This window comes from Achromobacter sp. F4_2707 (assembly GCF_047501535.1).
Taxonomy (GTDB): domain Bacteria; phylum Pseudomonadota; class Gammaproteobacteria; order Burkholderiales; family Burkholderiaceae_B; genus Yanghanlia.
Genome location: NZ_JAZDRJ010000010.1, coordinates 109,005 through 122,028, shown reverse-complemented (window position 1 = coordinate 122,028; position 13,024 = coordinate 109,005). Strand labels below are relative to the sequence as shown.

General features: G+C 57.0%; 13 protein-coding genes. 9 read left to right on the top strand and 4 right to left on the bottom strand.

From position 1 onward, the window contains the following. Positions 1-19: 19 nt before the first annotated feature. Both VRY85_RS11200 and VRY85_RS11195 read left to right on the top strand, forming a co-directional pair. Positions 20-1,624 (top strand): ABC-F family ATPase, encoded by a 1,605-nt coding sequence (locus VRY85_RS11200; RefSeq protein ID WP_414598680.1) that lies wholly within the window; start codon positions 20-22, stop codon positions 1,622-1,624. A gap of 18 nt (positions 1,625-1,642) precedes the next feature. After that, the gene (locus VRY85_RS11195) at positions 1,643-2,266 is read left to right on the top strand and encodes an IMPACT family protein (protein WP_414598679.1); all 624 of its coding nucleotides are present in this window, start codon (positions 1,643-1,645) and stop codon (positions 2,264-2,266) included. Here the strand turns inward: VRY85_RS11195 and trxA are convergent. Further along, positions 2,193-2,573: a thioredoxin gene (gene trxA / locus VRY85_RS11190; RefSeq protein WP_414598678.1), complete on the bottom strand. Its 381-nt coding sequence runs from the start codon at positions 2,571-2,573 to the stop codon at positions 2,193-2,195. The two genes, VRY85_RS11195 and trxA, sit on opposite strands and share 74 nt — an antisense overlap. Before the next feature lie 198 nt (positions 2,574-2,771). Then, on the bottom strand, positions 2,772-5,081 hold the full coding sequence (locus VRY85_RS11185; RefSeq protein ID WP_414598677.1) for an EAL domain-containing protein: 2,310 nt from the start codon (positions 5,079-5,081) through the stop codon (positions 2,772-2,774). On the opposite strand from VRY85_RS11185, the gene VRY85_RS11180 reads away from it, so the two are divergent. Then, on the top strand, positions 5,076-5,543 hold the full coding sequence (locus VRY85_RS11180) for a hypothetical protein (RefSeq protein WP_414598676.1): 468 nt from the start codon (positions 5,076-5,078) through the stop codon (positions 5,541-5,543). The two genes, VRY85_RS11185 and VRY85_RS11180, sit on opposite strands and share 6 nt — an antisense overlap. A gap of 8 nt (positions 5,544-5,551) precedes the next feature. On the opposite strand, the gene VRY85_RS11175 is transcribed toward VRY85_RS11180, so the two are convergent. Next, positions 5,552-6,844 (bottom strand): NCS2 family permease, encoded by a 1,293-nt coding sequence (locus tag VRY85_RS11175; RefSeq protein ID WP_414598675.1) that lies wholly within the window; start codon positions 6,842-6,844, stop codon positions 5,552-5,554. Between the two features lie 203 nt (positions 6,845-7,047). Between VRY85_RS11175 and tsaD the strand changes: the two genes are divergently transcribed. Beyond that, positions 7,048-8,106 carry a tRNA (adenosine(37)-N6)-threonylcarbamoyltransferase complex transferase subunit TsaD gene (tsaD, locus tag VRY85_RS11170; RefSeq protein WP_414598674.1) on the top strand — a complete coding sequence of 353 codons (1,059 nt, stop codon included), beginning with the start codon at positions 7,048-7,050 and terminating at the stop codon, positions 8,104-8,106. A 61-nt stretch (positions 8,107-8,167) separates the two neighbouring features. Here the strand turns inward: tsaD and plsY are convergent, their stop codons facing one another. Next, on the bottom strand, positions 8,168-8,854 hold the full coding sequence (gene plsY, locus VRY85_RS11165) for a glycerol-3-phosphate 1-O-acyltransferase PlsY (protein ID WP_414598673.1): 687 nt from the start codon (positions 8,852-8,854) through the stop codon (positions 8,168-8,170). 110 nt (positions 8,855-8,964) lie between these two features. Between plsY and surE the strand changes: the two genes are divergently transcribed. The 5 genes from surE to VRY85_RS11140 all read left to right on the top strand — a co-directional run bounded on the left by surE (position 8,965) and on the right by VRY85_RS11140 (position 12,938). Further along, the gene (gene surE, locus VRY85_RS11160) at positions 8,965-9,723 is read left to right on the top strand and encodes a 5'/3'-nucleotidase SurE (RefSeq protein ID WP_414598672.1); all 759 of its coding nucleotides are present in this window, start codon (positions 8,965-8,967) and stop codon (positions 9,721-9,723) included. Next, the gene (locus tag VRY85_RS11155) at positions 9,708-10,577 is read left to right on the top strand and encodes a protein-L-isoaspartate(D-aspartate) O-methyltransferase (RefSeq protein ID WP_414598671.1); all 870 of its coding nucleotides are present in this window, start codon (positions 9,708-9,710) and stop codon (positions 10,575-10,577) included. The genes surE and VRY85_RS11155 overlap by 16 nt, the downstream gene beginning before the upstream one ends. Positions 10,578-10,589: 12 nt before the next feature. After that, positions 10,590-11,387 carry a peptidoglycan DD-metalloendopeptidase family protein gene (locus VRY85_RS11150; RefSeq protein WP_414598670.1) on the top strand — a complete coding sequence of 266 codons (798 nt, stop codon included), beginning with the start codon at positions 10,590-10,592 and terminating at the stop codon, positions 11,385-11,387. Further along, positions 11,384-12,160 (top strand): 3'-5' exonuclease, encoded by a 777-nt coding sequence (locus VRY85_RS11145; protein ID WP_414598669.1) that lies wholly within the window; start codon positions 11,384-11,386, stop codon positions 12,158-12,160. The genes VRY85_RS11150 and VRY85_RS11145 overlap by 4 nt, the downstream gene beginning before the upstream one ends. A 115-nt stretch (positions 12,161-12,275) precedes the next feature. Continuing rightward, complete coding sequence (locus tag VRY85_RS11140) at positions 12,276-12,938, top strand: hypothetical protein (RefSeq protein ID WP_414598668.1); 663 nt, start codon at positions 12,276-12,278, stop codon at positions 12,936-12,938. The last annotated feature ends 86 nt before the right edge of the window (positions 12,939-13,024 follow it).

Sequence of the window (13,024 nt, the reverse complement as noted above, 5' to 3'; positions counted from 1 at the left end):
TTCTAGAGTCCAGCATCCAGTGATCACCACTTCCAACCTCACCATTCAATTCGGCGCCAAGCCCTTATTCGAGAATGTCAGCGTCAAGTTCGGGGAGGGAAATCGTTATGGCCTGATTGGCGCCAATGGTTCGGGCAAATCGACCTTTATGAAGATTATCGGTGGCGACCTTGAGCCTTCCGCCGGTAATGTTGCGCTTGACCCCGGCGTGCGGCTGGGTAAGTTGCGGCAAGATCAATTCGCCTACGAAGACGTGCGGGTGCTGGACGTCGTCATGATGGGGCATGAGGAGATGTGGGCCGCGATGTCTGAGCGCGACGCCATTTATGCCAACCTTGAGGCCACCGAAGACGACTACATGCGGGCCGCCGAATTGGAGGCTAAATTCGCGGAATACGACGGCTATACCGCCGAAGCGCGTGCGGGTGAACTGTTGTTGGGCCTGGAAATTCCGGTTGAGCAGCATAATGTGCCCATGAGCGAGGTGGCGCCTGGTTGGAAACTGCGTGTGCTTCTGGCCCAGGCTTTGTTCTCCAACCCCGATGTCCTGCTGCTGGACGAGCCCACTAACAACCTGGACATCAATACCATCCGCTGGCTGGAAGGCGTGCTTAACTCGTATCAGAGCACCATGATCATCATTAGCCACGACCGCCACTTCTTGAACGAAGTCTGCACACACATGGCCGATCTGGATTACCGGGAACTGCGTCTGTACCCTGGGAATTACGATGAATACATGCTGGCGGCGGCCGAAGCCCGTGAGCGCGTTTCCGCCGCCAACTCACGGGCCAAAGAGAGGGTGGCTGAACTACAGGATTTTGTGCGCCGCTTTGCTGCCAACAAGTCCAAGTCGCGCCAGGCGACATCGCGTTTGAAGCAGATCGACCGCATTAAGGCATCCACGGTTGAGGTCAAGCCATCTTCCCGTGTTCATCCCTATATTCGTTTTGAACAAAACAAGGTTCTGCATCGTCAGGCGGTAACGGTGAAAGACCTGAGCAAGGGCTATGACAGCCATCAGGTCATCAAAAACTTCTCGCTGACATTGGAGGCGGGACAGAAAGTGGCCATCATTGGTGCCAATGGTGTGGGTAAAACCACGTTGCTGCGCTTGTTGGCGGGCGACCTTCAGCCGGATTCCGGCAGTGTGAAATGGTCTGATGCGGCCGATTTGGGCTACATGGCGCAGGATGTCTCCGACCAATTCGAGACCGATCTCAATCTATTCGACTGGCTGGGAGAATACCGCCAGCCAGGCGACGACGATCAAGCCTTGCGTTCGGTGCTGGGCCGCTTGCTGTTTTCGGGTGATGACATTAGCAAATCGGTTTCGGTGCTGTCGGGCGGTGAAAAAAACCGCATGACGTTTGGAAGGCTGATGTTGGGGCGCCATAATGTCATGCTGCTGGACGAGCCCACCAACCATCTGGATATGGAATCCATCGAGTCTTTGCAGTACGCGCTGGATCTCTACAAGGGTACGCTGTTTTTTGTCTCGCATGACCGCGAGTTTGTTTCCGGGCTGGCCACTCGTGTGATCGAAATTTTGCCGGATGGCGAAATTGTCGACTACATGGGCGGTTACGAAGATTACCTCAGCTCACGCGGCATTGAGTCGTAGCCGCATGCTGCATTGCCTATGACATATACCCTCACTGGAATTGCCCGTTATGAAGAACTCATTAAAAAGAGTCGCTTCCTGGCGCTGGCCGCACCAGTGCAGACTGCTGCCGAGGCCATGGCGTTTTTTGCCGAACACCAAGTGCCCGACGCCACGCATAACTGTTGGGCGTATCGTATCGGTCAAGAATATCGTTTTAACGACGACGGCGAACCGGGGGGCACGGCGGGGCGCCCTATGTTGCAGGCCATAGAAGGCCAGCAATGCGATCAGGTTGCGGTGCTGGTAATACGCTGGTTCGGCGGTATCAAACTGGGTTCGGGCGGGCTGGTGCGCGCCTACGGCGGGGTGGCGGCGCAATGCCTGCGCCTGGCGGATAAGGTCGAAATCGTCGAAGAAACCTTGCTGAAGTGCAGTTGCCCGTTTTCTGATGTGGCGCTGCTGCAGTCGCGTTTCGCTGCACAGGGTGTGCGAATTGCTGAAGAGTCATTCGATGGCGAAGGGGCCAACTGGCTGCTGGCCGTTCCTCAAGAACGTGCCGCCGAGGTGGCGGCACTGATTATCGACCTTACTCGCGGTCAGGCGCGTTGTTCTGTGCAGCAGCCATCTCAGCGTGGACCTTCTCCATGTCCACCTCCTTGATCTGGCTGACCAACTGCGAGAGTTGCTGGCGGGCCAGGGCGCCTGCCTGACGGAACAGCAGAACGCGCTCGCGGAATACCATAAGTGTGGGAATTGAACGGATACCCAAGGCCTCGGCGATTTCAGGCTGGTCTTCGGTATTGATCTTGGCGAATGTGATGTCTGGGTGCTCTGCAGCTTCAGCTTCAAAGATAGGACCAAAGGTCTTGCACGGCCCGCACCATGGCGCCCAGAAGTCCACGATCAACGGTTTGTCGCCGTCAATGGCCTCCTGGAATGTGTCTTTGTTCAAATCAATGGTTGTCATGGGCAGTCTGTCCTCATAAAAAAAGGCGGCATGAAAGCATGCCGCCTGTTCATGTCAACTGCCAGTGTATACGCTCAGGCATCTGCCGCCATAACGGAAACCTGCGTAGTGCAACAGGACTTGACCACGCGCCTAGGTGCAAATCGTATTCCGACGGTAAAAGGTGGTGAATGGCGAGGCTGATATTCTGAACACATTTCACGATGCAGCATAATGCTGGCGCATCCATGTCTCGAACTCTTCGGCGGGCAAGGGGCGGCTGATGTAGTAACCCTGTATCACATCACACCCATGTTCTTTTAAGAACGCTTTTTGTTCTGCCGTCTCAACGCCCTCGGCCACTGCGGTCAGGCCCAGATTGTGCGCCAGCTTGATAATGGTGCGCACAATGGTGTCGCCGCTGTCCGAGATATCGGAAACGAAGGAACGATCAATCTTCAAGATGTCGATGGGAAAGCGCTTGAGTTGCGCCAAGCTGGAATAACCCGTGCCAAAATCATCGAGCGATAGCATCACTCCCAATCGCTTGAGGCGCTCCAGAATGGCGCTGGCGGCCTTGACGTCGTCGACAAGCAAAGACTCAGTGACTTCAAGTTCCAGCTGTTGCGGGTCAAGCATGTTGTCTTGCAAGACGCAGCGAATCATTATGGGAAGATCGCGATGGTTGAATTGGCGGGCCGAAAGGTTGACCGCCACGCGTAGGGGCGGCAGGCCAGCTTCACGCCATGCAGCAATTTGTTGGCATGCCGTACGCAGCACCCATTCGCCCAGGCGCACGATGAGCCCGGTTTCTTCCGCCAGAGGAATGAAACTGCCTGGAGGAATAAGACCGCGAGTAGGGTGGCGCCAACGCACCAGTGCTTCCATACTTCGCATTTCACCGTCGTGCAGGTTTAGCTGTGGCTGATAGTGAAGCTCGAATTCGTTATTGTCTAGCGCAGCCCGGAGATCGGCCTCCAGTTGGACGCGTTCCATGGCCTGTTCGTGCAAGGCTGAGCTGAAAAACTGATAGTTGTTGCGCCCTTGCTGCTTGGCTTGATACATAGCCATGTCGGCGTGTTTGATCAGAATTTCCGGGTCATTGCCGTCTTTGGGGTGAATGGCGATTCCTACACTGCCCGACGGGTAGAAGCGCTGATCGTTCAAAGATAGTGGGCGCGTTATGGCCGACATGATGCGGCTTAGCGTTGCCACCGCATTGCGGGGCGGGGCATTATCAAACAGGATGAAAACGAACTCATCGCCCCCACGACGCGCCACCATGTCGCCGTCATGCAGGGTCTCCTGGAGTCGCTTGGCAATCTGTTGCAAGGCAAGGTCACCCAGTGTGTGGCCCAGAGAATCGTTCATCAGTTTGAAATTGTCGAGATCCAGAAAAGCAACCCAGAAAGGCGGGTCGCCCGGCTTGTAGTTCTGGATGGCTTCGGTGAGTCGCGCACGTAGGGCATGACGGTTAGGCAACTGGGTCAGAGCATCGTGCCAGGCCTGGAACTCCAGACTTTCGCGGTAGCGACGGGCCTGAGTGATATCGTACTTGGCTGCCACGAAATGCGTGACTACGCCCGTTTCGTCGCGTACCGGAGCAATGTGAACGCGTGTCCAGTAAAGCTGCCCGTTTTTGTGGTAGTTACGCAGTGTCGCTTGGCCTTCCCGCTGTTCGGCCAGAATGCGTTGCAGCTCTTCCAGGCCCTCTTGCTCCGTATCAGAACCATGCATGATACGCAGGCTCTGACCGATGATTTCATCGGCTGAGTAGCCTGTCATGCGTTCAAAGGCGGGGTTTACATACTCGACCGGATAACCAAGCTTCGTTGCGCTCGTGATAAGGATGGCATTGGCGCTCGCTTCGATGGCACGCTGCCTCAGGTGCAAGGCGGCTTCCGCCTGGCGACGCAGGCTTCTATCCTGTGTGGCGCTATGCATGCTTCTTTCACGGGCTTTTTGCAGCCTGACGATAATCAGGGCTCCTAGCAGCGACAGCAGTATGCCAATAGCCAGTATGCTCCAAGGGAGCCACCGTTGCGAACGCGACGCGGTGGGCTCCATGGTGATGTCGAGTATCCAACGGGTGCCAGCCAGGAAAAGGGGTAACTGGACTTGTGCTTGCTGTAGAGAAACAGGTTCGGGCTCGATGCTTTCCGCAAACGTCGCCATGGGGATGTCGAGCAAAGTGCCGTCGGTGTAGTCGTCGAACCGCAGCCGGGCGGTGGCGCTGGTTTCACCGCTCTGATCGAGCATGGAGGCCAGCAGCAGGTCGGGCTGTATCGAAGCAAACACCGCTCCTGAAAAATTACGCTGGCGTGCGGCCAGTGTATCCGGTATCACACCACCGTAATACAGCGGCAGAAATATCATCAAGGTGTCGGGGTGGCTAGGGTCAACCGCCGAGTGTACCGGGGCGGTCGCCGCCATTTTTCCCGTATTGCGCGCGCGAATCAGCGCTTCTTCCCGCACGGGGTCGTCAATGGGAATGCCTGGGCTGAGTTGCAGTGCTGAGGGGCCATGCAAGAACAGATAATGACAGAGAAAGCTCTTGTTGGTGTTATCTTTCCCGTCATTGCGCCGAACATAACCGATGGCGTAAAGGCCGGGCAAGCGCTCTTGCAGCTTGAGCGCCCCAGCCATGCGCTTAAACGCATCATCAGATATCAGTGGCCGGGCTGCGAATTCGGCCTGATATGCACGCAGGGCGTCGGCGTGCTGCAGGATGTGCATGGTCAGGATATTGCGCATGCGATAGGCTTGCGCATTCAATACCGTTTGCTGTTCCTGCCCGACCAGTCGCTGTGTTTGGTGGAAAGCGGCGGTCGTCAGGAGCAGACCGAGCGCCAAAAAAATGATTGGAAGCCAGAGACCCTTGTAGTTCCGGCCTACCGGAGAAAGTACTGGCGGCACAATAAAATTCTTATAGTGTTTTTAGCTAAAAAAGCAAAAGCTTCGACATTGTATCTAACGATTGCAAAAAGGTGACGGTGTAATCAGTCTGGAAATAAAGAAAACTTGATTGCAAATAACAACGCAACCGTGTAACTGGCAGGGTGAGCATCGCGCCAGCGCCCGGTGGCCACCTTCAACATGACATAACTGATAAAGCCGAAAGCCAGCCCATTAGCGATGGAATAGGTAAACGGCATCATAAGAGCGGTAAGCGCCGCGGGGGTGGCTTCCGTCACATCATCCCAATCGATGTAAGTAATTTCCCGCATCATCAGGCCGGCCACGTATAGCAGGGCAGGAGCGGTAGCGTAAGAGGGTACTGAACCTGCTAGCGGCGAAAAGAACAAAGCGAGCAAGAATAATAGTGCGACAGTAAGCGCTGTCAGGCCGGTGCGCCCACCCGCCTGAACGCCTGCGGCGCTTTCAGCATAGGCTGTGGTACTGCTAGTACCCAACATGGAACCCGTCACAATGGCTGTGCTGTCGGCCAGCAAGGCGCGGTTCAGGCGGCCGGGGTGGCCATCGGAAATCAGGCCAGCACGTTTTGCTACGCCTATCATTGTGCCGGTGGCATCGAACACCTCAACCAGTACAAGCACCAGAATGACATGGACAAAGCCGGTGTGCAGTGCGCCAACAATGTCCAGTTGTAGAAAAGTGGGCGCCAGGCTGGGTGGCGCTGACAACAACCCGGAGAAGGTGTTGTGGCCCAGAATCATGGAAAGTACAGTGACCACCAGAATACCGATCAGAATCGCTCCTTTAATGCGTAGCGCGTCGAGCGAGGCAATAATGAAGAACCCTAAAATTGTGTAGAGTGGGGCGGGTTGAGTCAGGTCGCCCAGCGCGATTTTGGTAGCGGGGTTGGCCACTACAATGCCGGATGTGGTCAGGGCGATAATGGCCAGAAAAAGCCCGATACCGGCAGCAATGGCCGAACGCAGGGAAGAAGGAATGCCTGCAATCAGCCAGGTCCTGATGCCTGTAATCGTGATGATGAGAAAGATGACGCCGGAAATAAAGACGGCTCCCAGCGCTTGCTGCCAACTGTAGCCCAGGGCACCTACGACGGTGAAAGCGAAAAAAGCATTGAGACCCATACCCGGGGCCATGCCGACCGGCCAGTTGGCCACAAAAGCCATAATCAGCGAACCCAAGGCGGCCGCCAGGCAAGTCGCTACGAATACGGCATCTCTGTCCATGCCGGTGCTCGACAGAATCTCGGGGTTGACGAAAATAATGTAGGCCATGGTCAGGAAGGTGGTGACACCGGCCAGCACTTCGGTGCGGGCATCGGTACCGTGCTCACGCAGCCTGAATAGTCGTTCGAGCATGAAAAGAGACTCCGGATAGCGAATCAGAAGGTAGGCGGTAAAATGCAGACTGAATTCTACGGCTTTCCTCAGGGTTCTGTTGAACTGAATCGCACATTGACCTACGGCGCCTGCGCTCGCCATGCTGCGTTGCGGATTCGCTTGACAGCAGCGTGTAAACGCGCAATCAATCAGGCAGGGCGCTGGCCTGTCGACACTAAATCATGATTATTCTTGGCTTTGAAAGCTCCTGCGATGAAACCGGTGTTGCCCTGGTTTGCACGGAGCGTGGTTTGCTTGCCCATGCTTTGCACAGTCAGATTGACATGCACCGTGAGTACGGTGGCGTTGTTCCCGAGCTGGCATCGCGTGACCATATCCGCCGTGTCATTCCCCTGACTCGTCAGGTATTGAGGCAGGCAGGAGTCCGTCTGGAAGACATCGGGGCGGTGGCTTATACCGCAGGCCCGGGGCTGGCAGGCGCCTTGCTCGTGGGCGCCAGTGTGGCTCAGGCCATCGCCTGGTCATTGCAGCGGCCGGCGATTCCCGTGCATCACCTGGAAGGCCACTTACTGTCTCCTTTACTGGCTCAGCCGCGTCCTGAGTTCCCTTTTGTGGCCTTGCTGGTGTCAGGCGGGCATACGCAGCTGATGCAGGTCGACGGGGTAGGTCGATACAGCTTATTGGGCGAAACCTTGGATGATGCAGCGGGCGAAGCCTTCGATAAAAGCGCCAAACTGATGGGGCTTGGCTACCCAGGCGGGCCGGCGTTGTCGCGTTTGGCCGAACAGGGGAACGCGGCATTGCATGAATTACCGCGCCCCATGCTGCACAGCGGCGATCTCGACTTTAGCTTCAGCGGCCTTAAAACCGCTGTGTTGACACGCGTGCGTGCGCTTGAAAGGGAGCACGGTGCACTGTCCGACACGCATTTGGCCGATCTGGCCGCCGCGACTGAATCTGCCATCGTCGATGTCTTGGCAGCTAAATCGCTAAAGGCGGTGTCGCAGGCAGGCGTCAAACGGCTGGTGGTGGCTGGCGGGGTGGGCGCTAACCGGCACTTGCGTCAGCACCTGACTGAAGCCATGCGTCGCAAGGGTGGGGAAGTGTTTTTTCCACCATTGGAATTCTGTACTGATAATGGCGCCATGATTGCCTTTGCCGCCGCACAGAGAGTGAAGGCGGGGCTGGTGGATTTATCCGACGACAGTCATGCCTTTACGATCCGTCCGCGGTGGAACCTCGAAGATGTCTGCATCCAGAGCGAATGCAGCAAACAGTAGGCGTTGCGAGGCACCTGTGCGGTGCCTCTAACACGACGCCTGTGAGGTAAGCGACACCAGCCTAGCGGCGCCCTTTCTTGCGGCCAGCCGGCGGCGGAGGCGGAACCTGTGATTTGCCGCCGCCAATGCGGCTTTCTTTGCCTTGCAGCAAACGCGCAATATTCTGTTTGTGGCGGTAAAGCACGAGGACGGAAATCAGCAAAATGGCGGCCGCGTACGATATGTGCAAAGGCCAGATGACCTTGCCGCCCATGATGTAGTAAATGGGAGCCAGCGCGGCTGCCATTACCGATGCAAGCGAAGAATAGCGGCTGGCAAAAGCAATGACCAGCCATGAGCCCGCCACTACGAAAGCCAGCCAAGGTTCAAGCGCCAGCAACACACCCAGTGCTGTGGCTACGCCTTTGCCACCCTTGAATTTCAGGAATAACGAATACACATGGCCTATAAAGGCCGCTACCGCGCATGCCGCCACCACAGCAACAGATAACCCCAAGCGTTGGCTGATATAGGCGGCCAACACAACGGCCAGCCACCCTTTGAAAGCGTCGCCAAACAGCGTCAGCACAGCGGCTTTCTTGTTACCCGTGCGCAGCACGTTAGTAGCTCCCGGGTTGCCGGAGCCAAAGCTGCGAGGGTCCTGCAGGCCCATCAAGCGGCTGATAACCACGGCAAACGGTATGGAGCCCAGCAGGTAGGACAAGAGAATAAGGCCGAGAGAAACGACGGCGGGCAAGACAACATCCATGGTTCATGGTCTCCAGTTCATTGAGGCACGATTCTACCGGCTGCGACGGCGATAGCCAAAATGAACGGGTACAATCAGCTACTTTCTGTTGGAATGTTTCTGAGGGTTGAATGCGCATACTGGTGAGCAACGACGACGGTTACAGCGCCCCCGGGATTGAAGCCCTGGTTGATGCCTTGAAAGGCCTGGGCGAACTCACCGTAGTGGCGCCGGAAACCAATTGCAGCGGGGCATCGAATTCACTTACGCTAAACCGGCCGCTATCGGTACGGCAGGCGGCCAATGGGTTTTATTATGTAAATGGCACGCCTTCCGACTGCGTGCATATTGCGCTGACCGGCTTGCTGGATTTCCGTCCAGACATCGTGGTGTCGGGGATTAACAACGGGGCGAATATGGGGGATGACACCCTTTATTCCGGCACCGTTGCAGCCGCTACCGAAGGGTTTCTTTTCGGTATTCCCTCCATTGCGTTTTCTCTGGTTAAAAGGGGCTGGCATCACCTGGATACCGCTGCTCATGTTGCGCGACGGGTCGTCGAGCGGCATATGGCCCAGCCTCTGGGGCCGGCCATGCTGTTGAACGTCAACGTTCCTTCCGTTCCCCTTGACGCGCTGCAAGGTCTCCGGGTGACCCGGCTGGGCAAGCGGCATCCATCCGAGCCGGTGGTGCGCAGCAGCACGCCCTATGGCGAGCCTGTATACTGGATCGGTCCGGCGGGCAGCGCTTCCGACTTCGCTGATGACACCGACTTTGGCGCAACCGAGCAGGGCATGGCTTCCATCACGCCGTTAAGGCTAGACCTCACTCACTACGATCAATTGCCACAGCTAGGGGATTGGGCTGATCCGATATGCGTAAACCGCTGAACCCTTCGCCGTTTGCTTCCGGGACCATCAACCGGTTCGGGCGCTCCAGTCTGGGTGGTGGGCCGTCTCCGGCTAACAGCAATACACGCATTCTGGGCGCCGGGCCAAAAGCCAAGGCGGCCCCGCCGTTTGCGGTCAAACCCTTTTCCATCGGTAGCGCACCAGGCGCGGCGGCAAGCTCGAGTATGGCGGCCGGTACCGCAGATAACCTCGGTCTGAGTTCTCAGCGTTCGCGTGAACGCATGGTCAGCCGCTTGCGCGAACAGGGCATAAACGACGAACGCGTGTTGGCCGCTATGCGCGCCGTATCGCGTCATTTATTCGTCGATGAAGGCTTGGCCAGCCGCGCTTATGACGACGCCGCGCTGCCCATCGGCTACGAGCAGACTATTTCCCAGCCCTGGGTGGTGGCGCGCATGATTTCTGTGCTGGCCGAGGGCCGCGAACTTGATAAAGTGCTGGAAGTGGGTGCCGGTTGTGGGTATCAAGCTGCGGTGCTGGCCCACGTGGCACGCGAAGTACACACCATAGAACGAATTCATGGGCTCTACGAAATGGCCCGGCATAATCTGCAGAAGCTGCGGGTTCCGGGGCGTGTGCGAGTCGTTTTTGGCGATGGCATGGCGGGTCTGCCTGGCAGCGCACCGTTCGATGCGATTACCATTGCAGCAGCAGGGCTTAAAATTCCTCAGGCGTTGCTTGAGCAACTGGCGCCAGGCGGGCGCCTAATCGCCCCTGAGGGCGGTGTTGAGCAGCGACTCATTTTGATTGAGCGCACGGGCGTCGCATCCTGGAAGCGCCAGGAGCTTGATGCAGTACGCTTCGTGCCCCTGCGTCCGGGCACACAGTATTGACAGGAGAATCTTATGCACGGAGGGTATCTGCACCCTGCCTATTCCAGAGTCCGTTCGCTGGTTAGCGGCTCACGACATGCTTTGCTGGCCTTGAGCGTATTGACGCTGCTCGCCGGTTGCGGCACGAGCGGCACGCGGGCGCCTGTCACCGACATGTCATCAAAGAGTCAGCCGCGCTATGCGGCCACCGGCACGTATACGGTGCGTGCGGGCGATACGCTTTATAAAATTGCTCAGATGCATGGCACGGACGTCCCCACTTTGGCGCGTCTGAACAATATCAGCGACCCCACGCAGTTGCGAATCGGGCAGGTGTTGCGCTTGGATGGTGCAACGTCAATGCCACAGCAGCCCGCAGCGGTGGCGTCGGCGCCGTCTGCGACATCTACAGTCAAGCCCACAACGCCGGCGCCTGCAACCAGTGCGGCAAGAGCCGCCGATGCCAACGTCATTAGTTGGGGGTGGCCGGCGTCGGGCAAGATTATTCAAGGCTTCAATAGCAACACCAAGGGCATAGATATTGAAGGCAAGGTTGGCGATCCCGTTGTCGCGGCGGCTGATGGCAAGGTTCTGTACTCCGGTGACGGCATACGTGGCTTGGGTAATCTAGTGCTGCTGGAACATTCCAACGGTTTTATCACCGCCTATGCTCACAACCAAGAGCGTTTGGTGAAAGCAGGCCAAACCGTGAAGAAGGGCAGTCGTATTGCTCTGCTAGGGCAGACCGACACCACCTCGCCACGCCTGCACTTTGAGATTCGTCGCAGTGGCACGGCTGTGAACCCGCTTTCCTATCTGCCGGCACGATGATTCCCTGCCTAGTCTTCGATCTCGAAACCATTCCGGATGCGGTGGCCCTACGCACGCTGAATCCGGAGTGGCAGGGGCTGGAAGACGATGCGGTCATCGAGCTCGCTCTTGCCGCGCGGCGCGAATCGCATGGCAATGATTTTTTGCCGCTGCACCTCCACAAAGTGGTGGCGATTGGCTGTGTGTTTCGGGACGACAACGGTTTCCGTGTCCGGTCGCTAGGCAAGGAAGACGACCCCGAACCCGTCTTGCTCAATGGTTTTTTCAAGACGATCGAGCGTTACACACCGCGCTTGATCAGTTGGAACGGGTCGGGCTTCGATCTTCCTGTTCTGCATTACCGCTGCCTGATTCACGGCGTGCAGGCAGCCCGCTATTGGGATCTCGGTGAAGACGACCGCGATTTCAAGTTCAATAATTACATTGGCCGATACCATCAACGGCATATCGACCTCATGGATCTCCTGGCCAAGTACAACGGGCGAGCCAACGCGCCGCTGGACGATCTCGCCAAGCTGTGCGGGTTTCCCGGGAAAATGGGTATGGACGGCAGCCAGGTTTGGAAAGCCTGGTCGCAAGGGCAGCGTGCTGAAGTGCGGGCCTATTGTGAAACCGATGTCGTCAATACCTGGTTGGTGTACTGCCGCTTCAGGTTGATGCGCGGCGAACTGGATGCCCAGGCCTATGAGGCGGAAATCGAGCTGGTGCGCAACTCGCTTCAGCAGATTGAGGGCGAACAATGGCGCGAGTACCTTGAGCTTTGGCAAGCGTAAAGCCAACTGCGTGTGAAACCATCTGAAAAGAACGCGGGCTGACGCGAAACATCAAGGTAACCGGCCAAGCTGCACAATGCAGGTTCCAAACATCGTAAGCAACAAAGGACCTGTCATGAACAAAACACACACTTCTCAAGGCATCAAGTTGGCTGTTCTTGGCGCTGCCCTGGCCATGTCCGGGGCCGTGTTTGCCGACACGCCTTCCCGCTCTCATGATCGTGGCGGTCATCATCACGGCTTTCATCAGCACCATCATGGCCACGCCGCTTGCCATCAGATGCACGGGTTTGGGCATGGCGGAAAAGGTATGCATGGCCATCGTCATGGCCAGATGCACCGCGCCGGTCTGATCGTGCCAGGCTATGGCGTGGTTAGCGGCGATTTTGTTGATGGCATGGGTCTGAATGAAGACCAACTGAAACTAATTGAAGATGCGCGCAATGCCGCCAAGGAACTTCGGGAAAACCGTAAGGAGCGCATGAAAGAAGCGCGCGAGGCGCGTAATGATCTTTTCAAGGCAGATTCTTTCGACCCCGCACAAGCCCTGAAGCAGGCGGACGAACAACGTGCCAAGTGGCAGGCAGAGCGCCGTCAGATTGATGAAAAATGGATTGCCGTCTGGAATGCTCTGGATGCGGGGCAGCAGGCCCGGGTGGCTGAGCACCTAAAGAATGGGGCTGAGAAAGCGCAAAAACGTGCTGAAGCGATCCAAGAGCGCAAACAACAACGTGAGTCGGCCCGTGCGGAGCGTGCTGCAGGAAGAACTGCGTCCTGATTTCCCGCCAGCGTAGAGCTTCTCCTTTCCACAACCCCCGCTTGTGAGTTTCGACCGGCTTTTTCTTTTACAGAAAGGCCGGTTTT